Here is a 24,356-nt window from a genome sequence, read left to right on the forward strand (position 1 = left end):
CAGTGATGCGATCGGGCCGCTGCGACGCAGCAGCCCGCGTTACGGTGTCACGCGTCGATCAGGTCGTCGAGGCGAAAGCGTGCGATCCGGTAGATCTGGTCGAGGCTGGCGCGTAATTCCTCGTCGCGCGAATGATTCACGCGCGACTCGAAGTTCGCGATGATGCCGTGGCGGTCGTAGCCGCGCACCGCGAGGATGAACGGGAAACCGAATTTCTCGCGATACGTGCGGTTCAGCGTCAACAGCTTGTCGAACTCTTCCTGCGTGCACTGGTCGAGGCCCGCGCCGCTCTGCTCGCGCGTCGACTCGGCCGTCAGCTCGCCGCGCACCGCGGCCTTGCCGGCCAGTTCCGGGTGGGCGTTGATCAGCGCGAGCTGGCGCGCGTCGCCTGCGGTTTCGACCGCGTCCGACATCGTCCGGTGCAGCGCGTCGATGCTCGCGAACGGCCGCTTGCCCGCCGCAACCTCGGCCACCCACGGCGAATGTTCGAAGATCCCGGACAGCGCCGCGACGAATGCGCCCGGCGCCATCGTGTTCAGTTGCTCCAACGTGTAACGCATCGCCTTCATGCTTTCCCTTCGTTTCGATGATTGGGCTGATACGGATGATGTTCGCGCCAGTGACGCGCGATATCGACACGGCGCGTCACCCATACGCGATCGTGCTTCTCGATGTGATCGAGGAAACGCTGCAGCCCGCGGAAACGCCCAGGCCGGCCCAGCAGCCGGCAGTGCATGCCGATCGACAGCATCTTCGGCGCATCGTCGCCCTCCGCGTACAGCACGTCGAACGCGTCGCGCAGATACTGGAAGAAGTGATCGCCCGTGTTGAAGCCCTGCGGCGTCGCGAAGCGCATGTCGTTCGTGTCGAGCGTGTACGGCACGATCAGCTGCGGCGTCGTACCGCCGCCCGACACTTCGACGTCCATCCAGAACGGCAGATCGTCGCCGTAGTTGTCGGAGTCGTACAGGAAGCCGCCGTATTCGGCGACGAGACGATGCGTGTTAGGGCTGTCGCGGCCGGTGTACCAGCCGAGCGGACGCTCGCCCGTCACGCGCTCGATCGCTTCCATCCCGAGTCGCATGTGCTCGGCCTCGAGCTCGGGCGTCATGCTCTGGTAGTGAATCCAGCGCCAGCCGTGGCACGCGATCTCGTGACCGAGTTCGACGAACGCACGCGCAAGCTCCGGATGACGTTCGATCGCCATGCCGACACCGAACACCGTCAGCGGCAGCCCGCGCTTCTCGAATTCGCGCAGGATGCGCCACACGCCCGCACGCGACCCGTACTCGTAGATCGATTCCATGCTCATGTGGCGGTCTGGATACGCGGCCGCGCCGACGATTTCGGACAGGAACTGTTCGGAGCCCGGATCGCCGTGCAGCACGCAGTTCTCGCCGCCCTCCTCGTAATTCAGCACGAATTGCACGGCAACACGGGCGCGCCCGGGCCAGTTCGCCTGCACGGGATGGCGGCCGTAGCCGATCAGGTCGCGAGGATAGTTGGGATCGAGTGACATGGGTTCGAAATGCGGCGAAAGCGCGCTGAAATAATGGGTTCGCATCGGCCGGCGCAGGCGCCGGAGGCCGGCCGCGCGGGCCGATGCGATGACGGCCCAGTGTAGCGAAAAGGTTCATACGCGCCCATACAGCCGCGCAGATAGTGCGTGTCAGACGGAGTGTATGTGCGGCTGCGGCAAATCCGGCCCGGGTTCCCCCGCGCCGTTGCCGTTGCGCGCGGCGGCGTCCGGCGGCACGGCTGCCGACGCGTCGTCCGGCGGGCTGAAGCGTGCGAATTCGCCGTCATAGCGCTTCGGCAGCGGCCGCGCATAATCGCCGCGCTTCGCGGTCGCGAGGCGCAGCGACACGAGCGCCTCGGCCCATTTCACGGCTGCCGTGACGCCCTCGACCACCGGCGCGCCGATCTGCTGCTCGATCTCGTGCGCGAATTCGGCCATCCCCGCGCAGCCGAGCACGATCGCGTCGGCGCCGTCCTCGTCGAGCGCGCGCCGGCATTCGTCGACGATGATCCGCCGTGCGGCCGAACCTGGCCGGTCGAGCTCGAGCACCGCGACGTCGGTCGCGCGTACGTTGCGGCAGAACCGCTTCATCCCGTAGCGTTCGGCGAGATGCCACGCCATCCCGCAGGTGCGCGCAAGCGTCGTGACGACCGAGAAGCCCGGCGCGAGCACGCTCGCCGCGTGCATCGCCGCCTCCGCGATCCCGATCACGGGCCCGCGGGCGACCTCGCGCGCCGCGTACAGTCCGGGATCGCCGAAACACGCAATCACGTACGCATCGAAGCCGTCACGCTCGCCCTGCGCGATCTCGGCGAGCAGCCCGGGCGTCGCGAGCGCCTCGTCGTAATAGCCTTCGATCGACGGCGGCCCCATCGGCGGGCTCACCGCGACGATCGCCGTGCCCGCGGCCGCGACCTCGCGCGCGCAGCGGCCCATCGCATCGGTCATCCGCTGCGTCGTATTCGGATTGATCAGCTTGATCTTCATCGCGCGCTCCTCACGACTTCGTGCTAACGAGCAGCCGGTAGAACGCGAAACCGAGCGCCGCGCCGATGAACCACGAGAAGTTCGCGAGCGCCTCCCAGCCCGGCATCATCACGCAGATCACGGCAATCACCGCGGCCGGCAACAGCGCGGCGAGCGCGCGGCGGTTCACGCCGCCCGTGTACCAGTAGCTGCCGCTCTCCGACATCGTGTACAGGTCGTCGCGCACGAGGCGGCCCCGCTTCACGAGATAGAAGTCGGCGATCAGCACGCCGTACAGCGGGCCGATGAACGCGCCGAGCACGTCGAGCGTGTAGTGGATCACCGCCGGATTGTTGAACAGGTTCCACGGCGTGATGAAGATCGACGCGACGGCCGCGAGCATGCCGCCCGCGCGCCAGCTGATCAGCCGCGGTGCGACGTTCGAGAAATCGAACGCGGGCGACACGAAGTTCGCGACGATGTTGATGCCGATCGTCGCGATCGTGAAGGTCAGCGCGCCGAGGATCACGGCGGTCGGATGGTCGATGCGGCCGACCGTCGCGACGGGATCGGTGATCAGTTCTCCGAATACCGGCAGCGTCGCGGCCGTGGTGATCACCGTGACGAGCGAGAACGCGAGGAAGTTGACCGGCAGCCCCCAGAAATTGCCGCGCTTCACGTCGCCGAACGTGCGGCAGTAGCGCGAGAAGTCGCCGAAATTCAGCATCGGCCCCGAGAAATACGACACGACGAGCGATACGGCCGTGATCATCACCGGAATCACTTCCGCACCGTGATATTTGACGCCGCCGAGGTTGATCCCGATGTTGCGCCAGCCCGCACGCCACACCATGTAGCCCGCCAGAATGAACATCACGACGTAGACCGCCGGCCCGGCGAAGTCGATGAACTTCTTGATCGTCTCCATCCCGTTCCAGAACACGAATGCCTGCAGCACCCACAGCAGCATGAAGCCGGCCCACCCGAGCGCCGACAACCCGAGAAAGCCGTAGCGATGGACGTCCGCGTAAGGCATCCATTGCGGAAAGAACTTCAGCACGACGATCACGAGCGCGCTGGACGCGAGATAGGTCTGGATGCCGTACCACGCGATCGCGATCAACCCGCGGATCACGGCCGGCACGTTCGCGCCGAGCACGCCGAAGGTTGCGCGGCATGCGACCGGATAAGGCACGCCGATCTGCTGGCTCGGCCGCGCGATCAGGTTGCACAGGCGGTTCACGATCGTGATGCCGACGATCAGCGCGATCAACACCTGCCAGCTTGTCAGACCGAGTGCGAACAGGCTGCCCGCGAACACGTACCCGCCGACGCTGTGCACGTCCGACATCCAGAACGCGAAGATGTTGTATGCCCCCCATGTCTGATTCTTCAGGGGTGCCAAATCTTCGTTGTACAGACGTGGACTGTAACCGTCCGGCAACGCGGGGCCGCCGCCCTCGCCGCCTTCTTCCGCCGGATACGCGCTGTCGTGCGCCACACTGAACTGAGCCATGATTTCTCCTTGATGCGGCCGTGCGGCCGCTCCACCGTCATCGATATCGCTCCGGATCGTCGCCCGGAGTCGGACTGGCGGCCGGCGGCGCAAACCGCCGGCCTGGATTGCTCTTGTCGTGTGGCGCGCGGCCGGTTCGCGTCGCCGCTCAGGCGCCGCCGAACACCTCGCGCAAATCGACCTGCCCTTGCGCGGGCCGGTCCAGCATCTTCAGTTCGACATGCTGCAGGTGGTGCGCCATCAGCGCCGCCGCCCGCTTCGCGTCCCCCGCTTCCAGCGCGGCCAGGATCTCGTTGTGATCGTCGAACGAGCACGGACTGCGGCCGTGCGATTCGTACAGTGCCGACATCAGCGTCGAGCGTGCGACGAGCCCGTCGAGGCACTCGCAGAGCGTCGCATTGCCGACCAGCGCGGCGAGCGCCGTGTGGAATTCGCCCGACAGGCGGATCCACGCCGCGAAGTCGTGCCGCTCGAACGCGCGACGTTCCTTTTCGATCAACGCGGCGACGCCCTTCAGCCGCTTCGCGCCCGGCCCTGTCGCGAGCCGCTCGACGACGGCCAGTTCGATGATCCGGCGCATCTCGAACACCTCGTGCACATCCTGCAGCGTCGGACTCGCGACGAACGCACCGCGGTTCGGTTCGAGATCGACCAGCTTGTCGGTCGCGAGCTGCGCGAGTGCCTGCCGGATCGTCCCGCGCTTCACGCCGAATACTTCGCAGAGCTGCGCCTCCGTCAGCTTCGCGCCGGGCGCGAGCCGATGCTCGAGGATCGCGGTGCGGATCCGCTCGGCGATCGCTTCGGGGCCGGGCGTGCCGGACGGAGGGGAATCGGGCGCGTTCATGTTATGCATCGTGTGATGGTCCTCATCCTAGGACGGACATAAAGATTGTCAACAATTCTTTTGGCTTATTGCGCACAATCAGCGTGCATCCGGTCGTACGAAATGGGTGCGCAATGCACGAAATCCAGGCACGACAAGCCTTTGATGCTTGTCCATGGCCGTTCATGGTGTATACCCGCCCGTTATTTTGTTGACAAAATTGGTGCACACCACGAAGTCGACCCAGTTTGGATGGATCGAAATTTTGGACCGTTAGTTGCGTATCGTATTGAAGAAAAAGGCGGAAGTCCCGCCTTTCGATGGTATCCGCCAATCCGGCTCAACCGAGATGCGGATAGTCCGACAGCGTCAGCCGGAAACCGTGCGCGTTCGCGACGAGCTGCGCTTGGGCGCCGAACGGCAGCGTCAGCAGATCGGGCACATGACCGAACTGCAGCCCCGTGACGACGGGAATTCCGACCACCGACCGCACCTGGTCGATCATCGCCTGCATGTCGTAGCCGTTGTCGTACTCGAACGGCCGGGCACCCGTGAACTGCCCGAGCACGAGCGCCTGCTGGCGCGCAAGCAGCCCCGACAGGTGCAGCTGGTAAATCATGCGTTCGATCCGGAACGGCTGCTCGTTCACGTCCTCGATGAACAGGATGCCGCCGTCGATGTCCGGCATGTACGGCGTGCCGATCAGCGACGTCAGGATCGCGAGGTTGCCGCCCCACAGCGTGCCCGTCACGTTCGCCGTCTGCACCTGCGGCGCGTCGGCGACGATCGTCGTGGTCGGCTGCGACAGCGTCTGCCAGAAATGCCGCATCGTGAAGTCGCTTGGCGTCTCCGCGCCGAAGTCGGCCGACAGCATCGGGCCGCCGAACGTCTTGATGCGCGCCTTCGCGTACAACGCGAGCTGGATTGCGGTGAAGTCGCTGTGCCCGACCAGCGCGATCGGCTGGTCTCGCAACCGGCGCTCGAGCCCGCGATAGTCGAGGCCGTGCAGGATCCGCGCGGCCCCGTAGCCGCCCCGCACCGCGAGCGCGATGTCCGGCAGCGGCCGCTCCGGGTCCGCCAGACGGTTCAGGTCGCCGGCACGCTCGCCGTCGGTGCCGCCGAAGCGCTGGAAGCGCCGCTGCGTCGCCTCGAGGTTCTCGATGCGATGCTGCGCCACGCTCAGGCGCTCCAGCGCGCGATTGATCGCGTCGGGATCATGCGGATAACCGGACGGCGCCAGCAGGCGGATGGTGTACGACGCGGCGGACTGGAAGGACATGGCGGAAGGTATCGGGTTCGTCAAACCTGCTTAGAGGGCCTGAACCGTCACGGGTTCATCGAAGCGCACGCGCCGCCCGCTCGGGGCCACGGCCGCGGCCGGGACGGTCATGCCGCGCCGGCTTCGGCGTCGCGGGCAAGCCGGGCCTCACGCAGCGCGCGGCGGCGCTCGGCGAAGAACGACTTCAGCGCCGCACCGCATTCGTCGGCGAGCACGCCGCCAGCCACTTCGGTATGGTGATTGAGCTGCGGATTCGCGAACGCATCGATTACGCTCCCGCATGCGCCGGTTTTCGGATCGGGGGCACCGTAGACGACGCGCGCGATCCGTGCGTGCATGATCGCGCCCGCGCACATCAGGCACGGCTCGAGCGTCACGTACAGCTCGCAGCCCGGCATCCGGTAGTTCTGCAAATGCTGCGCGGCCATGCGCAGCGCAGCCATTTCCGCGTGGGCAGACGGATCGTGACCGCCGATCGGGTGATTGAAACCGCGGGCGATTACTTCGTCGCCGCGCACGAGCACGGCGCCGACCGGCACTTCGCCGGCCGCCCGCGCCTCTTCCGCGGCGGCCTGCGCGAGCCGCATGAAATGCACGTCGCGCGCCGACACCGGCGCGGCCTCGGGAACGGGAGAGTCGGAAGGGACAGCAGATGCAGCGGCCGCGTCAGGCAGCGTGTCGGCGCTCACATCGTCCCCGCTTCGGCGGACGCATCGTCGAGCCCGCGCTCGCACAGACGTTCCGCGATGCGCCGGCAATAATCGCGCGGCATCACCATCGGGCCGCCGCGCAGCGATTCGAGCGCCATGTCGAGCGCGAGGATCTTCGCCTGCAGCCGGCAGCGTGCGGCCCGGTCGCTCACCGCCTGCAATTCGTCCTGCAGGTTGCGCAGCGCGCGCAGTTGTTCGACGGCCGGTGGCACGAACCCCGCATTCTTGAGGATACGGTTGGCCACGCGTACCTCCTCGGGTACGAGCAGGTCGTCATCCAGCGCCTGCGGCGCGCCGGTACCCGGCAAATCGTCGAACTCGCCCCGCGCGGCGGCGGCGGCGATACGTTGTTCGACCAGTGCGTCAAGCAATCTCATCAGTCAATCGGAGCAAATGCGGCAGGCGAATTCTAGCAGGGTGACGTGCGTATGACAGGCCCTTCGAATGCATGCTCGACATTGCGTTTTTAGGGCACGAATCGCCGCGCATGCGTGCCGATCGCGGCGACTTGCCGCTGTGCTGCGACGCAGCGGGCTACGCGCGAATTCGATGCCGCGCATGCGCGCGATGTCGGGCGCGATATTTTTATTTTCGTCATGCCGGACCGGCGGTCGTCATCCCGCGGAACTCGTCGCTCACCACGGCCCGATCACGCGGCAACGGGCCGCCGGCGCTCGCGCGGGAACGGCCGGAACATCGTCGCCACGCCGCATGCGCCGACACCGATCGCGAACGATCCGACGTAAAGCCAGCCGTAGCTGCCGAGTGCATCGACGATCAGCCCGCCCGCGACCGGCCCCGCCGCCATCCCGAGGCTGCCGGCCATCGCGCACCCGCCGATCACGGTGCCCATCATCCGCAGCGGGAAATTCTCGCGCGCGAGCACCGCGTAGAGGGGCATCACGCCCGCATAGATGAAGCCGAACAGCGTCGCGACCGCGTAGAAGCCGTCGAGCGTGCGTACGAAGTAGTAGCCGAGCGCGCCCAGCGCCTGCGCGAGCAGTCCGGCGACCAGCATGCGCTTCGCGCCAACGCGGTCGCCCAGCAGCCCGAATGCGATCCGCCCGCCCATGCCGGCGAGCCCCTCGACGCTGTAGATCGACACCGCGGCGATCAGCGGAATCCCGCAGCTGACGGCGTAGCTGACCGTGTGGAAAATCGGGCCCGAGTGCGTCGCGCAGCAGAAAAAGTTGGTGAGCAGCAAAACGATGAACTGCGGCGAGCGCAGCGCGGCGCCTGCCGACAGCGGCACGGCCGCCGGCCCGCCTGCGTTCGCCGGTTCGGCGTGCGCCGTATCCAGCGCGGGCGCGCGCCGCACGAGCAACGATGCAGGAATCATCACAACCGCTGCCAGCACGGCGATCAGCAGCATCGACGTGCGCCAGCCGTGCGCCGACACGAGCCACGCGGCGAGCGGCGACATCGTCATCGGCGCCATCCCCATACCCGCCGACACGAGCGATACCGCGAGGCTGCGGTGCGTGTCGAACCAGCCGGTCACGCACGCCATCATCGGCGCGAAGATCGCTGCCGTTGCGCTGCCGACGGCCAGCCCGAACATCAGCTGGAACGCGAGCAGCGATGGCGCGCGGCTCGCGAGCGCCAGGCTCGCCGACAGCAGCACGGCGCCCGTGATGACCACCGCGCGCGTGCCGATCCGGTCCGACAGGCTGCCCCAGCCGATGCTCGCGAACGCCATCGCGACGAAGCCGAGCGTCATTGCGGCGGAGATGCCGGTCATCGACCAGCCGGTGTCGCGTGCGATGGCCCGCAGAAACACGGGCAGCGAAAACATCGCACCGATCGCGACGCAGCTCAGCACGCCGCCCGCGGCGACGATCACCCAACGGTAGCGGGAATCACGCATCTGGCATCTCCTTTCTCCCGGTCTGCCGCGGGCTGGATGACGAAAGGGCGAATTGCGCTCGGTTCGCAATCTGCCGTCGATACCGATACGACGCACCACATGTCGAAAAATCGACACGCTCGGCGTGCGCCGACGCAAAAATCCGCTCGTCGCCCCATCGGTGCGGCCGACAACCGGCAGATCGACGGGCTCTCGCCGGCTTCTCGGGAGCCGGCGCCGCAGTGATTCCCGCAACGATGCGAAAGCGCGGCATCAATCCGGCGATGACCGCGACGACCCCGCACCCGCCAACGGCCAGCGCTCGACGATGTCGTAGCGGGTTCGGCCGAGCCAGCTCTGGATCAGTACGAATTCGGACACGATCCAGGAAATGGGCTCAATCCTGTAGCGGCCGAGCCGTCGCTGCCCGTACAGCAACGTCACGTGAGGCGTGAAACGCGCGCGCGACACGCGCAGCCCCGCTTCGCCGAGCGCGCCGCGAAGCCGTTGCCGAAACGCAACCAATTGGTCGAGCCCCGCGTCGCCCGTCAGCACCAGCGGGCAATGCCCGGGCCGTCCGTTGAAACTGACTAACTGATCGAAGGTGACGCGGAACGACCGCGCATCGATTCGGCGAGCCGCGGCGCACGCGCGGGCGAGCGTGGCGCCCGGCAGACGAGCAAAATCGCCGAGCGAATACAGCGTCACGTGCAGCCGCCCGGCGTGCAGCAGCCCGCGCGTGCCCGCATTCTCGCCATGGAGCCGCTGCGCGATGCCGACGAGCCGCACGGCAGTGTCCGGGTCCGGCATCGCCGCGAAGAAAAAGCGGTGCTCGGCAACGGGAGGCGGCACATCAAGGCCGGGAAGGGTCAGCTGAATCACGGCAGCATGGTGAATACGCCGATGAACGAACGTTCATTATGATTAATCGGACGAATCTGCGCATCGCGCAAAAAAACGCCCGGCAGGTTTCCCTGCCGGGCGTTTGCAGCGTTCGACGCCGCGACCGCCTACCGGTGCGCGGCTCGGCGCCGGATCATTCCCACTCGATCGTCGCCGGCGGCTTGCCCGAAATGTCGTACACGACCCGGTTGATGCCGCGCACTTCGTTGATGATCCGGTTCGACGCCCGGCCGAGCAGCGCGTACGGCAGGTGCGCCCAGTGCGCGGTCATGAAGTCGGTGGTCTGCACCGCACGCAGCGACGTCACGTAGTCGTACGTGCGGCCATCGCCCATCACGCCGACCGATTTCACCGGCAGGAATACCGCGAACGCCTGGCTCGTCAGGTCGTACCACGTCTTGCCGACGTCGGCTTCGCCGCACAGGCCCGCCGCCGCGTCTTGCGCGGTAGCGGTCGTGCCGCGCAGCTCTTCGATGAAGATCGCATCCGCACGGCGCAGCAGGTCCGCGTATTCACGCTTCACTTCGCCGAGAATCCGCACGCCGAGGCCCGGGCCCGGGAACGGATGGCGGTACACCATCTCCGGCGGCAAGCCGAGCGCGACGCCCAGTTCGCGCACTTCGTCCTTGAACAGGTCGCGCAGCGGCTCCAGCAGCTTCAGACCGAGCGTTTCCGGCAGGCCGCCGACGTTGTGGTGGCTCTTGATCGTCGTCGCCTTCTTCGTCTTCGTGCCGCCCGACTCGACCACGTCCGGATAGATCGTGCCCTGCGCGAGCCACTTCGCCTTCGACAGCTTCTTCGCCTCGGCCTGGAACACCTCGACGAACTCGCGGCCGATGATCTTGCGCTTCTGCTCGGGATCGGTCACGCCGGCCAGATGGCCGAGGAACTGCTCGGATGCGTCGACGTGCACGACTTTCGCATGCAGGCGGCCCTCGAACATGTCGAGCACCATCTTGCCTTCGTTCAGGCGCAGCAGGCCGTGGTCGACGAACACGCAGGTCAGCTGGTCGCCGATCGCGCGATGGATCAGCGCAGCCGCCACGCTCGAATCGACGCCGCCCGACAGGCCGAGAATCACTTCCTCGTCACCGACCTGTTCGCGAATCTTCGCGACGGCTTCCTCGATGTGGTTCTTCATGATCCAGTCGGGCTTCGCGCCTGCGATCTGCAGCACGAAGCGTTCGATGATCTGGCGGCCCTTCACCGTGTGCGTGACTTCCGGGTGGAACTGCACCGCGTAGTAGCCGCGCGCCTCGTCGGCCATGCCGGCGATCGGGCAGCTCGGCGTCGACGCCATCAGCGCGAAGCCCGGCGGCAGCTCGGCAACCTTGTCGCCGTGGCTCATCCACACCTTGAGCATGCCGTGGCCTTCGGCGGTCTTGAAATCCTCGATGCCGTCAAGCAGGCGCGTATGGCCGTGCGCACGCATTTCCGCATAGCCGAATTCGCGGTGATCGCTCCACTCGACCTTGCCGCCGAGCTGAACCGCCATCGTCTGCATGCCGTAGCAAATGCCGAGCACCGGCACGCCGAGATCCCACACGGCCTGCGGCGCGCGCAATTGGTGGTCTTCGTACGTGCTTGCGTGGCTGCCCGACAGGATCACCGCCTTCGGCGCGAACTCGCGGACGAACTCGTCGGACACGTCGTTCGGATGGATTTCGCAGTAGACGTGCGCTTCGCGCACGCGGCGCGCGATCAGTTGGGTGACTTGCGAACCGAAGTCGAGAATCAGGATTTTGTCGTGCATGGCTGCGGACGGGATGAAGATGATAAGAAAAGCAGCGCACGAAGCGCTGCGTCAAAAGCATGGACAGCGGCGGCGCGCGGCAGGCGGCTCGCGCGACGCATGCCGGTCAATCCTGCGACGGCGGGCGCGCGTCGAACGCAACGCTGCCTGACGCTCGGTCGGATGCTGCCGACGGAGCTGCCGTGGCCGGCGCGGCCGGCGCCGGACGGCCGACCGCCGGCTCGACCCGCTGCGGCCGCGCTGCGGACGGCACCGGCTCGGCCGGACGCTTCGCGTCCCGAATCTCGAGCGCCTGTGCGCGTTCCGCCCGCTCGCGCCGCCGCACGGCCGATGCGAGCCGCACGCCGCCGAGCCCGAGCACGATCAGCACGATGCCCGCCATCGCCGACAGCACGCGGCCGGCGGCCGCGAGCGCGGGGCCGTTGCCGGTGCCGAGCGACCATACGACCGTCAGTACGCCGATCAGCCAGTTCACATGGCCGACCGCGCGCGCGACGGGCGCCGTGAGGTCGCCGTTGACCGCCGCATGGAACGCGAGCCACGCGAGCCCGAGCAGCGCAATGCCGAACGCCTGGCCGAGCATCGCCGGCTGGATGTTCGCGAGCCGCAGCGCGTCGAACAGCGCCTGCCACGGCGTCAGCACGAACAGCACGCCGAACGCCAGCAACAGCACGGCATCGACGATCAGCACGGCGCGCAACAGCGGTTTCATCGGCGATCAGTCCACGTGGTAGTTCGGCGCTTCCTTCGTGATCTGCACGTCGTGCACGTGCGACTCGCGCATGCCCGCCGCAGTGATCTGAACGAATTCGGCTTTCTCGTGCAGCTCGTCGATCGTGCGGCAGCCGCAGTAGCCCATGCTCGCCCGCACGCCGCCGACCAGCTGGAACAGGATCGCGTTGACCGAGCCCTTGTACGCGACGCGGCCTTCGATGCCTTCCGGCACGAGCTTGTCGATGTTCGCCGAGTTGTCCTGGAAGTAGCGGTCCGCCGCGCCGTCCTTCATCGCACCGACCGAACCCATGCCGCGGTACGACTTGTACTGGCGGCCCTGGTACAGGAACACGTCGCCCGGCGCCTCTTCGGTGCCCGCGAACATGCTGCCCATCATCACCGCGTTCGCGCCGGCCGCGAGCGCCTTCGACACGTCGCCCGAGAAGCGCACGCCGCCGTCGGCGATGCACGGCACGCCGGTGCCCTTCAGCGCTTCCGCGACGTTCGCGATCGCGCTGATCTGCGGCACGCCGACGCCCGCGACGATCCGCGTCGTGCAGATCGAGCCCGGGCCGATGCCGACCTTGACCGCGTCCGCGCCGTATTCCACGAGCGCCTTCGCGGCCGCGGCCGTCGCTATGTTGCCGCCGATCACCTCGACGTGCGGGAAGTTCTGCTTGACCCAGCGTACGCGCTCGAGCACGCCCTTGCTGTGGCCGTGCGCGGTATCCACGACGATCACGTCGACGCCGGCCTGCACCAGCAGCTCGACACGCTCTTCGTTGTCCGGACCGACACCGACGGCGGCGCCCGCGCGCAGCTTGCCGTGTTCGTCCTTGCACGCATCCGGATGTTCGGTCTGCTTCGTGATGTCCTTGACGGTCATCAGGCCGCGCAGTTCGAACGCGTCGTTGACGACCAGCACGCGCTCGAGGCGGTGGCTGTGCATCAGCGCTTTCGCTTCGGCGAGCGGCGTGCCTTCCTTGACCGTAACGAGACGCTCGCGCGGCGTCATGATCGACTTGACCGGTTCATCGAGGCGCGTCTCGAAGCGCAGGTCGCGGTTCGTGACGATGCCGACGAGCTGCGGGCCTTCGACGACCGGGAAACCCGAGATGCCATGCTGGCGCGACAGCGCGATCACGTCGCGCACCTTCATCTGCGGCGGAACCGTGATCGGGTCGCGCACGACACCCGATTCGAAACGCTTGACCTTCGCGACCTCGCGGGCCTGCTCGGCCGGCGTGAGGTTCTTGTGGACGATGCCCACCCCACCCTGCTGCGCCATCGCGATCGCGAGGCGACCTTCGGTGACCGTGTCCATCGCGGCGGACACGAGCGGCATGTTCAGGGAGATGTTGCGGGTCAGCTTGGTTTTCAGGCTGGTGTCGCGCGGGAGAACGTCGGAGAAGGCGGGAACGAGGAGCACGTCATCGAAAGTGAGTGCTTTTTGGATCAGACGCATGGCAAATCCTATGGGCGCAAAAGCGAATTATACGCGAAGCGCCGCGAATTTTCACAACACGAACAACGGGTTAGACGTCTCCGCGCGTAGAGGGGCCGAATCGTTCGGATCGCCGTTCGGATCGTTTTCGATCGCCTTTCGTTTCACGCCGCCATCGCCCCATTCGCGCAACCGGGCGAAATCGGCTGGAATCGGCCGGGATCGGCGCCGCCCGCGTGTCGTGGCACCACAACACCGTCTGCGGCATCGGCACCGCGCCGCGCACGCCTGCGGTCCCAGCCGCGCTAGATCGCCGCAGCCGCCGCGCACGCGGTCATGACCGCGCCGGCGCCGATCGCGACGCCCCCTACGATCCGCGCGACGCGTTCGCCGCCCGGCAGCCGTTCAGCTGCAATCGCCACGGTCACGATCGCCATCACGCACAGATCCGTCATGCCGGCCGCCAGCGAGACGGCCATCAGGTTCCCGCAGCAGGCGGCACACCACAGCGCGGCGCGCACGCCGTGCCACCACGCGCTCGCGGCTGCAAGCTCCGGCCGCCGCACGCACCGTTCGCCACCTGCGTGCCGGCAGCAAGCCAGCCGCCGCATCTTCCAGCCGGAAAACTGCAGCACGCCCGCACCGAACACGACGGCGCCAGCGGCAACCGGGATCGCGGCCGCCAGTGCGGGCGACCGGGCCGCCGCGGCCGCCAACGCCGTGCCGGCCGGAAACAGCAACGCGCCGAACGCCATCCATACGGAGAAATAGCCGACGCCCACGACCGCGACCCGCCATGCCGCGTGCGCGCCGCTCAATACGCCGATACGCTGCCGATATCGCCAGAGCACCGGCGCCAGCACCGGCAGCATCATCGTCACGACCATCGCGCCCCACATGCCGGCAAATGCGAAGAATGCGTGTGCCGGCCGCCATCCACATGGCGTGAGCCAACCGGCCGACAGCGTCCGGCCGTCCGCCATCGGCACTCCGGCCAGCGCGCCCATCGAAGCGTGCTGCGCAAGCATCGCCCAAACGGCGGCGGCGAACACCGCACCGAGCACGGCGCCGAACGACCGCCGGCCGCCGCCCGTAGCACTGCAGTCTGCCGCTTTCGCGACGGCTTCATCGTCCACGTCTGTCGCCGTCCTCATCGCCCGCTCCCCGCCGGCGGCCGGCTTGCGCTCAGCCGCGCGCGTACTCGTCATGGCGACGCCACCACACACCCGTTTCGTTGCGCCCGAGCGGCGCGCGGTCGAGCCACTGATACATCCCCCAGAGCCCGTCGAGCCCGCGCGCGTACGTCGAATACGTGTGATAGACGACACCGTCCTCGCGCACGAACGCGCTCATTCCCGGCCGGTCGCGTGCATACGTGGCGGCGTCGGTGCCGCAGGTCGCCGCGAACTGCGCGACGGCGGCAGGCGGCGGCTCCATGTCCATCGCGTGGCCGGCGCGTGCATAGTTGTACTCGACGTCGCCCGCGCGCTGCTGCGCTTCGGTGAACGACACGTTGAAGTCGAAGTTGAATTCGCCGCCGTCCGATGACACCCATGGAAAGCGCCACCCCATTCGCTGCCGGTAGGCGACGAGCTTCGCGAGCGGCGCGCGCGACACCGCCGCGAGCGTCACGTCGTGGTTCGCCAGATGCACCGCAAACCCGTCGAAGCCGTCGGCGAGCGCCGAGCACGACGGGCAACCGGCCTTGTAATCGGGGCCGAACATGAAGTGATAGACGAGCAGTTGCGAGCGGCCCTCGAACAGATCGCCGAGCGTCGCGACGCCGTTCTCGGTCTCGAACCGGTAAATCTTGTCGACACGAACCCACGGCAACGCCTGCCGGCGTCGCGCGAGCTCGTCGCTCTGCCGCGTCAAGTTCTTTTCTGCATCGAGCAGCGCGCGGCGCGCCGCGAGCCACTCGTCGCGTGTTCCGGTGAGATGGTTCGTCATTGCGAGGTCCTCCTTCGGACAGGGATTCGGGCACGGCACATCCGCCGTGTGCGTGGTGCTAGATTAGGGCCGGGCATCGAACCGAAGGGAGTGACAACTGTGTCGGGATTCGGATGGATTCGCTGATCACGGCCGCCGCGCGGGCGCTCGCGGCGGGCGACCCGCTCGGTGCACTGAACCGCGTCGCGCTGCGCAACGACGCACCGGCGCTTGCGTTGCGCGGCATCGCGATGGCGCAACTTGGCGACTTCGAGCGCGCACGGACGCTCGTGCGCGGCGCGGCGCGCGCATTCGGCGCGAAGGAAGCCGTCGCGCGGGCGCGCTGTGTGGTCGCGGAAGCCGAGATCGCGCTGGCGTCGCGCGATCTCGGCTGGCCGTCGCGGGCGCTCGATGCCGCATGCGCGACGCTCGACGCGCACGGCGACCGCGCGAACGCCGCGCATGCGCGCTATCTCGGCGTGCGCCGAATGTTGTTGATCGGGCATCTCGACGAGGCCGAGCAGCGGCTTGCGAGCCTCGATCCCGCGCCGCTGCCTGCCACATCGCGCGCGGCGCACGAGCTGATCGCCGCCGGAATCGCGATGCGCCGCATCCGCCCGCACGCAGCGCGCTTGGCCCTCGTCCGCGCCCGCGCAGCCGCACGGGACGCCGGCATCGCCGCACTGACGGCCGAAGTCGAGACGGCCGCGCGCGTGCTCGATACACCGGCGGCGCGACTGATCGCGCGCGGCACGTCGCGGCTTGTGTTGCTCGACGACGTCGAGGCGCTGCTGGCGTCGAACGCGCTGATCGTCGACGCATGCCGTCACGCGGTGCGCGACGCGCGCACGACCGTGTCGCTCGCGCGCCGCCCGGTGCTGTTCATACTCGCGCGCATGCTCGGCGAGGCGTGGCCCGGCGACGTGTCGCGAAGCGCGCTGGTCGCCGCCGCGTTTCGCGCGAAGCATGCGGACGAATCGCATCGCGCGCGGCTGCGCGTCGAGATCGGCCGCTTGCGCGCGATGGTGCGGCCGCTCGCGAACATCACCGCGACGCCCGGCGGCTTCGCGCTCGAGCCGCTCGGCCTGCGCGAAGCCGTCGTGCTCGCGCGCCCGGTCGACGATCGTCACGCCGCGGTACTGGCGCTGCTCGCGGACGGCGAGGCGTGGTCGAGCTCCGCACTGGCGCTCGCGCTCGGCGCGAGCCAGCGCACCGTGCAGCGCGCACTCGACGCGCTCGCCGGCGCGAACAAGGTGCAAGCGCTCGGACGCGGCCGCGCGCGCCGCTGGATGACCCCGCCGCTGCCCGGATTCGCGACGACCTTGTTACTCCCCGCACCGCTGCCCGGCGATTAGGATGGGTACACCCACGACGAGGTGACAAACATGAAACGCTCCACCGCAGACATCCTTCGCGAATACGGCCCGTTTCCAGGCGGCAACGGCGTGCACGGCGTCACGTTCGACGGCACGCACGTATGGTTTGCGTCCGGCGACAAGCTGAACGCGCTCGATCCCGAACGCGGCGCGACCGTGCGCACGCTCGACGTCGCCGCGCACGCGGGCACCGCGTTCGACGGGCGTCATCTGTATCAGATCGTCGAGGACCGGATCGAGACGATCGATCCCGACTCCGGACGCGTGCTCGCGACGATCCCCGCACCCGGCAGCGGCGGCGATTCCGGCCTCGCGTGGGCCGAGGGCACGCTGTGGGTCGGCCAGTACCGCGAGCGCAAGATTTATCAGGTGGACCCGCAATCGGGCGCCGTGCTGCGCACGATCGAATCGAACCGCTTCGTCACCGGCGTCACGTGGGTCGACGGCGAACTGTGGCACGGCACATGGGAAGCGGATGAAAGCGAACTGCGGCGGATCGACCCGCACACCGGCGACGTGCTCGAACAGCTCGACATGCCGGCCGGTGTCGGCGTGTCAGGGCTGGAATCCGACGGCCGCGACACGTTCTACTGCGGTGGCGGCAACAGCGGCAAGCTGCGCGCGGTCCGCCGCCCTGCGCGAGCGCGGACGACGGCCGAGCGCTGAGCCGCCAATCGTCGACAGGGGGCTTCCAGCCGATAGCGAAACTGAATCGCGACGGCGCCATCAGCCCAGCCCGATCGAACGCGACCCGCTTCGAGTGCAGGAATGAACAAGACGTGAGCCCGCCGCCGTCGCTAAGATGCGCGCTCGTCAGTCATTTGTTTGGAGCGGTCGATGCAGCGCGGTGTGGTGTATGGCGTCCTTGCGGGCGCGTTGTGGGGGATGGTCTTTCTCGTGCCGCGGCTGTTGACCGATTTCTCGCCGCTGCTGCTGAGCGCCGGCCGCTATGCGATGTACGGCCTCGTGTCGCTGGCCGCGGCACTGCCCGCCGCGCGCTCGCTGCTCGCGCGGCTGACCCGCGAGGATCTCGTCGCACTCGCGCGGCTCGCGCTGATCGGCAACGTCGCGTACTACATGTTGCTGTCCGCTGCGGTGCATCTGGTCGGCATTGGGCCGAGTTCGCTGATCGTCGGCGTGCTGCCCGTGACCGTCACGCTCGTGGGCCTGGGCGACCACGGCGCAGTGCCGCTGCGGCGCCTCGCCGCCCCGCTCGCGCTGGTGATCGCCGGCATCGCGTGCATCAACGTCGATCTGTTCACATCGGAAGCCGCGCACGCGACGACGCTCGGCCAGAAGCTCGCGGGCGTCGCGTGCGCGTGCGGCGCGCTCGCAAGCTGGACCTGGTACGCAGTCGCGAACGCGCGCTACCTGCAACGCCATCACCATTTCGGCGGCAACGAGTGGTCGGTGCTGTGGGGTGTCGTGACCGGCGCGATCGGCGGCATGTGCTGGCTCGTCATCCTCGCGCTGCCGGCCGGCACGCTGCAGGCGGCCGTGCCCGCATCGCGGTGGCAGTTGTTCTGGCTGCTGAACCTCGGGCTCGCGGTCGGCGCGTCGTGGCTCGGCAATGGGCTGTGGAATGCGGCATCGAAGCGGCTGCCGCTGACGTTGTCGGGCCAACTGATCGTGTTCGAGACCGTGTTCGCGATGCTCTACGCGTTCGTCTACGATCATCGGATGCCCCGGATGCTGGAGATCGCGGCGCTCGCGCTGCTGCTCGCGGGCGTCTACGGGTCGGTGCGCCGCCACGGCGACACGCGCAGCGACGCGCCCGCGAACGCGAACGTCACGGCCCACTAGCGCGGGCGCGCGGTCTGACGAATCGGAACGGATCAGGTCGTGCGGCGCGGGCGCGACGCGTCAGCGCGCGTCCTTGTGCATCCACTTGCGGCCCTCGATGGAGCCTTCGCGGCGGGTCTTGTCGACGCGCCGCTGGCGCGCGAGCTTCGGATCGACGATCAACGGACGATAGATCTCGACGCGGTCGTGGTCGGCAAGCGGCGCGTCGAGCGGCGCGAGCTTGCCGAATACGCCCGTCTTCACGTGCGCGAGATCGATCTCCGGGTGCAGCGCGAGCACGCCGCTAGCGTCGATGGCCGCGCGCACGGTCGCGCCTTCGGGCAGCGACACCGGAATCAGCGTCTGGCGATCCGGCAGCGCATAGCAGACTTCGATCGACAACATCGCGTCACCCCTTTCCGTAGCGCTGATCGGCGCGCTTCACGAACGAATCGACGAACGTGTTCGCGATGTGGCTGAACACCGGCCCGATGATTTTCTCGAGCAGGATGCTCGAGAACTCGTAGTGCAGCGCGAACTCGATCTTGCATGCATCGGCGCGCAGCGGGATGAAGCGCCACGAGCCCGTGAACTTCTTGAACGGGCCGTCCGCGAACTCCATGTCGATCCGCGTCGGACGCTGCTGGATGTTGCGCGTCGCGAAATGCTGCTTGATGCCCTTGAAGTTGATGTCGATGCGCGCTTCCATCCCGCTGTCGTCCTGACGTCGAATCTCGACGCCGCCGCACCAGGGCAGGAAATTGGGGTAGTCGGCCACGTCGGTGACGAGGTCGAACATCTGTTCCGCCGAATGACGGATCAATACGGTTTTCTGGACATCTGCCATAAATCGCGCGGCATCGCTTGAGGTGGGAACGCCAAGCCGGGCGATTCCCGCCCCGCTTTGCTAAAATCGTGATTTTAAACGAGTTGGCCCGATCCTTTCATGAGCATCATCGACAACAGGAAAGCGCACTTCGATTATCACATCGAGGAACGCTACGAGGCGGGGCTCGTGCTTGAGGGCTGGGAAGTCAAGGCGCTGCGCGCCGGGCGCGGCCAGATCAAGGAAGGCTACGTCGTGGTGAAAAACGCCGAGATCTTCCTGATCGGCACCCACATCAGCCCGCTGCCCGAAGCCTCGACGCACATCAAGCCCGACCCGGTGCGCACGCGCAAGCTGCTGCTGCATCGCGAGGAAATCAAGAAGCTGATCGGCAAGGTCGAGCAGCGCGGCTACACGCTAGTACCGCTGAACTTCCACTACAAGGGCGGCCGCGTGAAATGCGACATCGCGCTCGCGAAGGGCAAGAAGCTGCACGACAAGCGCGAAACCGAGAAGAAGCGCGACTGGGAACGCGAAAAGGCGCGGATCATGCGCGCCGGCACCTGACACGCACGATCCTCATCACAAAGCAATACGGCCCGCTTCGAGCGGGCCGTATTGCTTTGTGCGATGCATGCGAGCGTCACGCGGATCGTCCCTCTCCGCCGCCACGAATGCGCGTCTGCGTCGCGCACTTGTGGCAATGCAACTGGCGCTCATGCCGAGGCACGCGACGATTCGACGCATGCCGGGCGCGGCGCCGCTGCACCGCCAGTCCGCGCCGCCACCGCGAGGATGCCGACCAGTACGCCGCATTCAGCCCTTCGCGCCCGCGGCCGGCGCCGCGTTCTTGACGATCGTCAGCGCCGACGCGATCGCGGTGCCGAGGTCCGACAGGTTCGCCGGCACGATCAGCGTGTTGCCCTGTTTCGCGAGATTCGAGAACGCGCCGACATATTGCTCGGCGACCTTCAGGTTCACCGCGTCCATCCCGCCCTGCGACTGAATCGCGTTTGCGATCTTCTGGATCGCCTGCGCGTTCGCTTCAGCCACCGCGAGAATCGCAGCCGCCTCGCCCTGGGCCTGATTGATCGCGGCCTGCCGCTCGCCCTCGGACTTCTGGATCGCCGCCTCGCGCGCACCCGATGCGAGGTTGATCTGCTCCTGCTTGCGGCCTTCCGACGCGGCGATCAGCGCACGCTTTTCCCGCTCGGCGGTGATCTGCGCCTGCATCGCATGCAGGATCTCCTTCGGCGGCGTCAGGTCCTTGATCTCGTAGCGCAGCACCTTCACGCCCCAGTTCGCGGCGGCCTGGTCGAGCGCCGAAACGATGTTGTGGTTGATGAAGTCACGCTCCTCGAAGGTCTTGTCGAGCTCGAGCTTGCCGACCACCGAGCGCAGCGTCGTTTGCGCGAGCTGCGTGATTGCGAGCACGAAATTGCTCGACCCGTACGACGCCTTCATCGGATCGGTCACCTGAAAATACAGCACGCCGTCGACCTGCAGCTGCGTGTTGTCGCGCGTGATGCAGACCTGGCTCGGCACGTCGAGCGGAATTTCCTTCAGCACGTGCCGGTACGCGATCCGGTCGACGAACGGCAGCACGATGTTCAGCCCCGGCGACAGCGTCGCGTGATAGCGCCCGAAGCGTTCGAGCACCCATGCATGCTGCTGCGGCACGATCTTCACCGTCTTCGACACGATCACGATGGCGATGACGAGCAGGACGATCCAGACGATCAGCGAATCCATGAAATATTCCCTCCTTGTTTTATCGGTGGACGATCAGCCCGCGGGTTTCGCGACGACGACGAGACAGTTGCCGCGAACGGCACGCACCTGATACACGCGCGCATCGACGCGCTCGCCGGTCGCGAGTTCGACGTCCCAGTCGGCGCCGCGATACTGCACGCGCGCACGGCCGTCGTGCCACGCATCGACCGTGACGGTCGCGCCGATATCGAGATTGACGTCCGGATTCGTCGACGTGTCGCGCTTCTGCTTGCGCCCGAGCCCTGAACGGCGCAGCACGATCATCGCGACGATCGCGACCGCTGCGGCCGCGCCGATCTGCACGTGCGGCGCGACGCCCGCGAGCTGCAACACGCCGCCTGCGAGAAAGCCGAGCGCGATCATCAGCAAATAGAACGTGCCAGTCAGCAATTCGGCGACGACCAGCACGCCGACCCCGACCCACCAGAACAAATGCCCCGACATCATTGTGGTCTCCAGAAGAACGTCCTCGACGCTCACTATATTCGCCGCGCTCGCCGCTGTGCGCAGCGGTCGATGCTCGCGACGCGGCCTCCCACGGACCGACGAAAAAAAACACCCCGGTGCTTACCGGGGTGTTTATAGCATGAACCTTGCATTTTGCCTTCAACGAAAGCGCGGCGAGCCGCCCTTTCGTCGAAGCTGGATGACCGATCGTTACTTGCGGTTGGCGAGCGCCTGCCACGTGTCGATGATCGTGTCCGGGTTCAGCGAGATCGATACGATGCCTTCGTCGGTCAGCCATTGCGCGAAGTCCGGGTGATCGGACGGGCCCTGGCCGCAGATACCGACGTACTTGCCCATTTTCCGGCAGGTGTCGATTGCCCGCTTGAGCAGGAACTTCACGGCCGGGTCGCGTTCGTCGAAGTCGACGGCCAGCAGCTCCATGCCCGAGTCGCGGTCGAGGCCGAGCGTGAGCTGCGTAAGGTCGTTCGAACCGATCGAGAAACCGTCAAAGTGCTCGAGGAACGCTTCGGCGAGGATCGCGTTGGTCGGGACTTCACACATCATCACGAGGCGCAGGCCGTTTTCGCCGCGCTTCAGGCCGAACTTCTCGAGCAGACCGACGACGCGCTCCGCCTGCTTCACGGTCCGCACGAACGGCACCATGATCTCGACGTTGGTCAGGCCCATGTCGTCGCGCACGCGCTTCAGTGCACGGCACTCCATCTCGAACGCCTGCGCGAAGTCTTCGGCGATGTAGCGCGATGCGCCGCGGAAGCCCAGCATCGGGTTTTCCTCGTCCGGCTCGTAGCGCGAACCGCCGATCAGCTTCTTGTACTCGTTCGACTTGAAGTCGGACAGGCGCACAATTACGGGCTTCGGATAGAACGCGGCGGCGATCGTCGCGACGCCTTCGGTCAGCTTGTCGACGTAGAACTGACGCGGCGACGCATGACCGCGCGCAACGCTCTCGACCGCCTTCTTCAGATCCTGGTCGATGTTCGGATATTCGAGGATCGCCTTCGGGTGGACGCCGATGTTGTTGTTGATGATGAACTCGAGACGCGCGAGGCCGACACCGGCGTTCGGCAACTGCGAGAAGTCGAACGCGAGCTGCGGGTTGCCGACGTTCATCATGATCTTGACCGGGATTTCCGGCAGTTCGCCGCGCTGCACCTCGGTGACTTCCGTCTCGAGCAGCCCGTCGTAGATCTTGCCTTCGTCGCCTTCCGCGCACGATACGGTGACGAGCGCGCCGTCCTTCAGCACGTCGGTCGCGTCGCCGCAGCCGACCACCGCCGGCACGCCAAGCTCACGCGCGATGATCGCCGCGTGGCAGGTGCGCCCGCCACGGTTCGTGACGATCGCCGACGCACGCTTCATCACCGGCTCCCAGTTCGGGTCGGTCATGTCGGCCACCAGCACGTCGCCCGGCTGCACGCGTTCCATTTCCGACGGATCCTGGATCACGCGCACGGGGCCCGCGCCGATCTTCTGGCCGATCGCGCGGCCCGTCGCCAGCACCTGCGACTGGCCCTTCAGCTTGAAGCGCTGCTCGGCCTTGCCGCTCGCCTGGCTCTTCACCGTTTCCGGACGCGCCTGCAGGATGAAGATCTTGCCGTCGCGGCCGTCCTTGCCCCACTCGATGTCCATCGGACGCTGGTAGTGCTTCTCGATGATGACCGCGTACTTCGCGAGCTCGATCACGTCGTCGTCGGTGATCGAATAGCGGTTGCGCTGCTCGTGCGGCACGTCGACCGTCTTCACGCGGCCCGGCTCGCCCGGCTGCGTGAATTCCATCTTGATCAGCTTCGAGCCGATCGAACGGCGGATGATCGGGTACTTGTCCTGCGCGAGCGTCGTCTTGAACACGTAGAACTCGTCCGGGTTCACCGCGCCCTGCACGACGGTCTCGCCCAAGCCGTAGCTCGACGTGATGAACACGGCGTCCTTGAAGCCCGATTCGGTGTCGATCGTGAACATCACGCCGGCCGCGCCGACGTCCGAGCGCACCATGCGCTGCACGCCGGCCGACAGCGCGACCTCGGCGTGCGTGAAGCCCTTGTGCACGCGATAGGAGATCGCACGGTCGTTGTACAGCGACGCGAACACGTGCTTCATGCGGTCGAGCACGTCTTCGATGCCGACGACGTTCAGATACGACTCCTGCTGGCCGGCGAACGACGCGTCGGGCAAGTCTTCCGCGGTTGCGGACGAGCGAACGGCGAACGACAGCTCGCTCGGCGAGCCGCTCTTCAGGATTTCGAACTGTGCGCGGATTTCCTGCTCGAGGCGTGCCTGCAGCGGCGCGTCGACGATCCATTTACGGATTTCGGCACCGGCTTCGGCGAGCGCCTTCACGTCGTCGATGTCGAGCGACTCGAGACGCTTCGCGATGCGATCGGTCAGATCGTTGTGCTTCAGGAAATCGCGGAATGCGAGCGCGGTTGTGGCGAAACCGGTGGGTACACGAACGCCTGCCTCGGAAAGCTGGCTGATCATCTCGCCGAGCGACGCATTCTTGCCGCCCACGATCTCCACATCGGTCATCCGCAACTGCTCGAACGGGATTACATACGCCTGGTCCTTTGCGACGTTTGCTGCGTTAGTCATACAAGCCCCTAAGTGTGAAAAAAATGCTCGATTGCGCAAGTGGGCTCGAACGCGGGCGCTTGCAAAAAGGCGCGGCGCGTCTTGCGCAACCTGTTGGAGAAACAATCGCAGCAGCTGAAAAGCTTCCGACCCGATTTGAA

At 66.9% G+C, this 24,356-nt stretch carries 24 protein-coding genes; 4 read left to right on the forward strand and 20 right to left on the reverse strand.

Annotated elements, in window-relative coordinates:
• Positions 1-47 precede the first annotated feature (47 nt).
• From uraD to WK25_RS09610, 15 genes are all read right to left on the reverse strand, one after another.
• Positions 48-569: a 2-oxo-4-hydroxy-4-carboxy-5-ureidoimidazoline decarboxylase gene (uraD, locus tag WK25_RS09540; RefSeq protein WP_040144453.1), complete on the reverse strand. Its 522-nt coding sequence runs from the start codon at positions 567-569 to the stop codon at positions 48-50.
• A complete protein-coding gene (puuE, locus tag WK25_RS09545) occupies positions 566-1,519 on the reverse strand; it encodes an allantoinase PuuE (protein WP_040144454.1) in 954 nt (317 codons plus the stop codon). The genes uraD and puuE overlap by 4 nt, the downstream gene beginning before the upstream one ends.
• Before the next feature lie 150 nt (positions 1,520-1,669).
• The gene (locus tag WK25_RS09550; RefSeq protein WP_069241500.1) at positions 1,670-2,506 is read right to left on the reverse strand and encodes an aspartate/glutamate racemase family protein; all 837 of its coding nucleotides are present in this window, start codon (positions 2,504-2,506) and stop codon (positions 1,670-1,672) included.
• A 10-nt stretch (positions 2,507-2,516) separates the two neighbouring features.
• Positions 2,517-4,001: an NCS1 family nucleobase:cation symporter-1 gene (locus tag WK25_RS09555; protein ID WP_040144456.1), complete on the reverse strand. Its 1,485-nt coding sequence runs from the start codon at positions 3,999-4,001 to the stop codon at positions 2,517-2,519.
• A 148-nt stretch (positions 4,002-4,149) separates the two neighbouring features.
• A complete protein-coding gene (locus WK25_RS09560) occupies positions 4,150-4,854 on the reverse strand; it encodes a GntR family transcriptional regulator (RefSeq protein ID WP_059547713.1) in 705 nt (234 codons plus the stop codon).
• A gap of 310 nt (positions 4,855-5,164) precedes the next feature.
• Positions 5,165-6,103, reverse strand: coding sequence for a muramoyltetrapeptide carboxypeptidase (ldcA, locus tag WK25_RS09565; RefSeq protein ID WP_040144458.1), 939 nt, complete (start codon positions 6,101-6,103; stop codon positions 5,165-5,167).
• Positions 6,104-6,210: 107 nt separating this feature from the next.
• Complete coding sequence (gene tadA, locus WK25_RS09570) at positions 6,211-6,792, reverse strand: tRNA adenosine(34) deaminase TadA (RefSeq protein ID WP_052111051.1); 582 nt, start codon at positions 6,790-6,792, stop codon at positions 6,211-6,213.
• Entirely contained in the window at positions 6,789-7,190 is a 402-nt protein-coding gene (locus WK25_RS09575; protein WP_040144459.1) for a DnaJ family domain-containing protein, read from the reverse strand. Before WK25_RS09575 ends, tadA begins: the two co-directional genes overlap by 4 nt.
• 272 nt (positions 7,191-7,462) lie before the next feature.
• Positions 7,463-8,680, reverse strand: a complete 1,218-nt coding sequence (locus WK25_RS09580; protein ID WP_059547716.1) for an MFS transporter — start codon at positions 8,678-8,680, stop codon at positions 7,463-7,465.
• 252 nt (positions 8,681-8,932) lie between these two features.
• On the reverse strand, positions 8,933-9,541 hold the full coding sequence (locus WK25_RS09585; RefSeq protein ID WP_069241501.1) for a 2'-5' RNA ligase family protein: 609 nt from the start codon (positions 9,539-9,541) through the stop codon (positions 8,933-8,935).
• A gap of 154 nt (positions 9,542-9,695) precedes the next feature.
• Positions 9,696-11,315 (reverse strand): glutamine-hydrolyzing GMP synthase, encoded by a 1,620-nt coding sequence (guaA, locus tag WK25_RS09590; protein WP_040144462.1) that lies wholly within the window; start codon positions 11,313-11,315, stop codon positions 9,696-9,698.
• A 106-nt stretch (positions 11,316-11,421) separates the two neighbouring features.
• A complete protein-coding gene (locus tag WK25_RS09595) occupies positions 11,422-12,027 on the reverse strand; it encodes a hypothetical protein (RefSeq protein ID WP_069241502.1) in 606 nt (201 codons plus the stop codon).
• A gap of 6 nt (positions 12,028-12,033) precedes the next feature.
• A complete protein-coding gene (gene guaB / locus WK25_RS09600; protein ID WP_034207642.1) occupies positions 12,034-13,494 on the reverse strand; it encodes an IMP dehydrogenase in 1,461 nt (486 codons plus the stop codon).
• Positions 13,495-13,778: 284 nt separating this feature from the next.
• Positions 13,779-14,627 (reverse strand): DUF2182 domain-containing protein, encoded by an 849-nt coding sequence (locus WK25_RS09605; RefSeq protein WP_069241970.1) that lies wholly within the window; start codon positions 14,625-14,627, stop codon positions 13,779-13,781.
• A 31-nt stretch (positions 14,628-14,658) separates the two neighbouring features.
• Positions 14,659-15,423 (reverse strand): DUF899 domain-containing protein, encoded by a 765-nt coding sequence (locus WK25_RS09610; protein WP_069241503.1) that lies wholly within the window; start codon positions 15,421-15,423, stop codon positions 14,659-14,661.
• Between the two features lie 113 nt (positions 15,424-15,536).
• Here WK25_RS09610 and WK25_RS09615 point away from each other — a divergent pair, with 113 nt between their 5' ends.
• From WK25_RS09615 to WK25_RS09625, 3 genes are all read left to right on the forward strand, one after another.
• Positions 15,537-16,757, forward strand: coding sequence for a DNA-binding protein (locus tag WK25_RS09615; RefSeq protein WP_069241504.1), 1,221 nt, complete (start codon positions 15,537-15,539; stop codon positions 16,755-16,757).
• A gap of 30 nt (positions 16,758-16,787) precedes the next feature.
• Positions 16,788-17,444 carry a glutamine cyclotransferase gene (locus WK25_RS09620; RefSeq protein ID WP_069241505.1) on the forward strand — a complete coding sequence of 219 codons (657 nt, stop codon included), beginning with the start codon at positions 16,788-16,790 and terminating at the stop codon, positions 17,442-17,444.
• A gap of 171 nt (positions 17,445-17,615) precedes the next feature.
• A complete protein-coding gene (locus WK25_RS09625) occupies positions 17,616-18,581 on the forward strand; it encodes a DMT family transporter (RefSeq protein WP_069241506.1) in 966 nt (321 codons plus the stop codon).
• A gap of 60 nt (positions 18,582-18,641) precedes the next feature.
• Here the strand turns inward: WK25_RS09625 and WK25_RS09630 are convergent, their stop codons facing one another.
• Positions 18,642-18,965: an RnfH family protein gene (locus tag WK25_RS09630; RefSeq protein ID WP_040144469.1), complete on the reverse strand. Its 324-nt coding sequence runs from the start codon at positions 18,963-18,965 to the stop codon at positions 18,642-18,644.
• A 4-nt stretch (positions 18,966-18,969) separates the two neighbouring features.
• Positions 18,970-19,407, reverse strand: a complete 438-nt coding sequence (locus WK25_RS09635; RefSeq protein ID WP_040144470.1) for a type II toxin-antitoxin system RatA family toxin — start codon at positions 19,405-19,407, stop codon at positions 18,970-18,972.
• A 99-nt stretch (positions 19,408-19,506) separates the two neighbouring features.
• Here WK25_RS09635 and smpB point away from each other — a divergent pair, with 99 nt between their 5' ends.
• Positions 19,507-19,953 (forward strand): SsrA-binding protein SmpB, encoded by a 447-nt coding sequence (gene smpB / locus WK25_RS09640; RefSeq protein WP_006478511.1) that lies wholly within the window; start codon positions 19,507-19,509, stop codon positions 19,951-19,953.
• A 249-nt stretch (positions 19,954-20,202) separates the two neighbouring features.
• Here smpB and WK25_RS09645 read toward each other — a convergent pair whose 3' ends face one another.
• The 3 genes from WK25_RS09645 to ppsA form a co-directional block, all read right to left on the reverse strand.
• Positions 20,203-21,138 (reverse strand): SPFH domain-containing protein, encoded by a 936-nt coding sequence (locus WK25_RS09645; protein ID WP_059547730.1) that lies wholly within the window; start codon positions 21,136-21,138, stop codon positions 20,203-20,205.
• Positions 21,139-21,171: 33 nt separating this feature from the next.
• Positions 21,172-21,606 (reverse strand): NfeD family protein, encoded by a 435-nt coding sequence (locus tag WK25_RS09650; RefSeq protein WP_040144472.1) that lies wholly within the window; start codon positions 21,604-21,606, stop codon positions 21,172-21,174.
• 210 nt (positions 21,607-21,816) lie between these two features.
• Positions 21,817-24,216 carry a phosphoenolpyruvate synthase gene (gene ppsA / locus WK25_RS09655; protein ID WP_040144473.1) on the reverse strand — a complete coding sequence of 800 codons (2,400 nt, stop codon included), beginning with the start codon at positions 24,214-24,216 and terminating at the stop codon, positions 21,817-21,819.
• Between the last annotated feature and the right edge of the window lie 140 nt (positions 24,217-24,356).

Source organism: Burkholderia latens (genome assembly GCF_001718795.1).
Classification (GTDB): Bacteria; Pseudomonadota; Gammaproteobacteria; order Burkholderiales; family Burkholderiaceae; genus Burkholderia; species Burkholderia latens_A.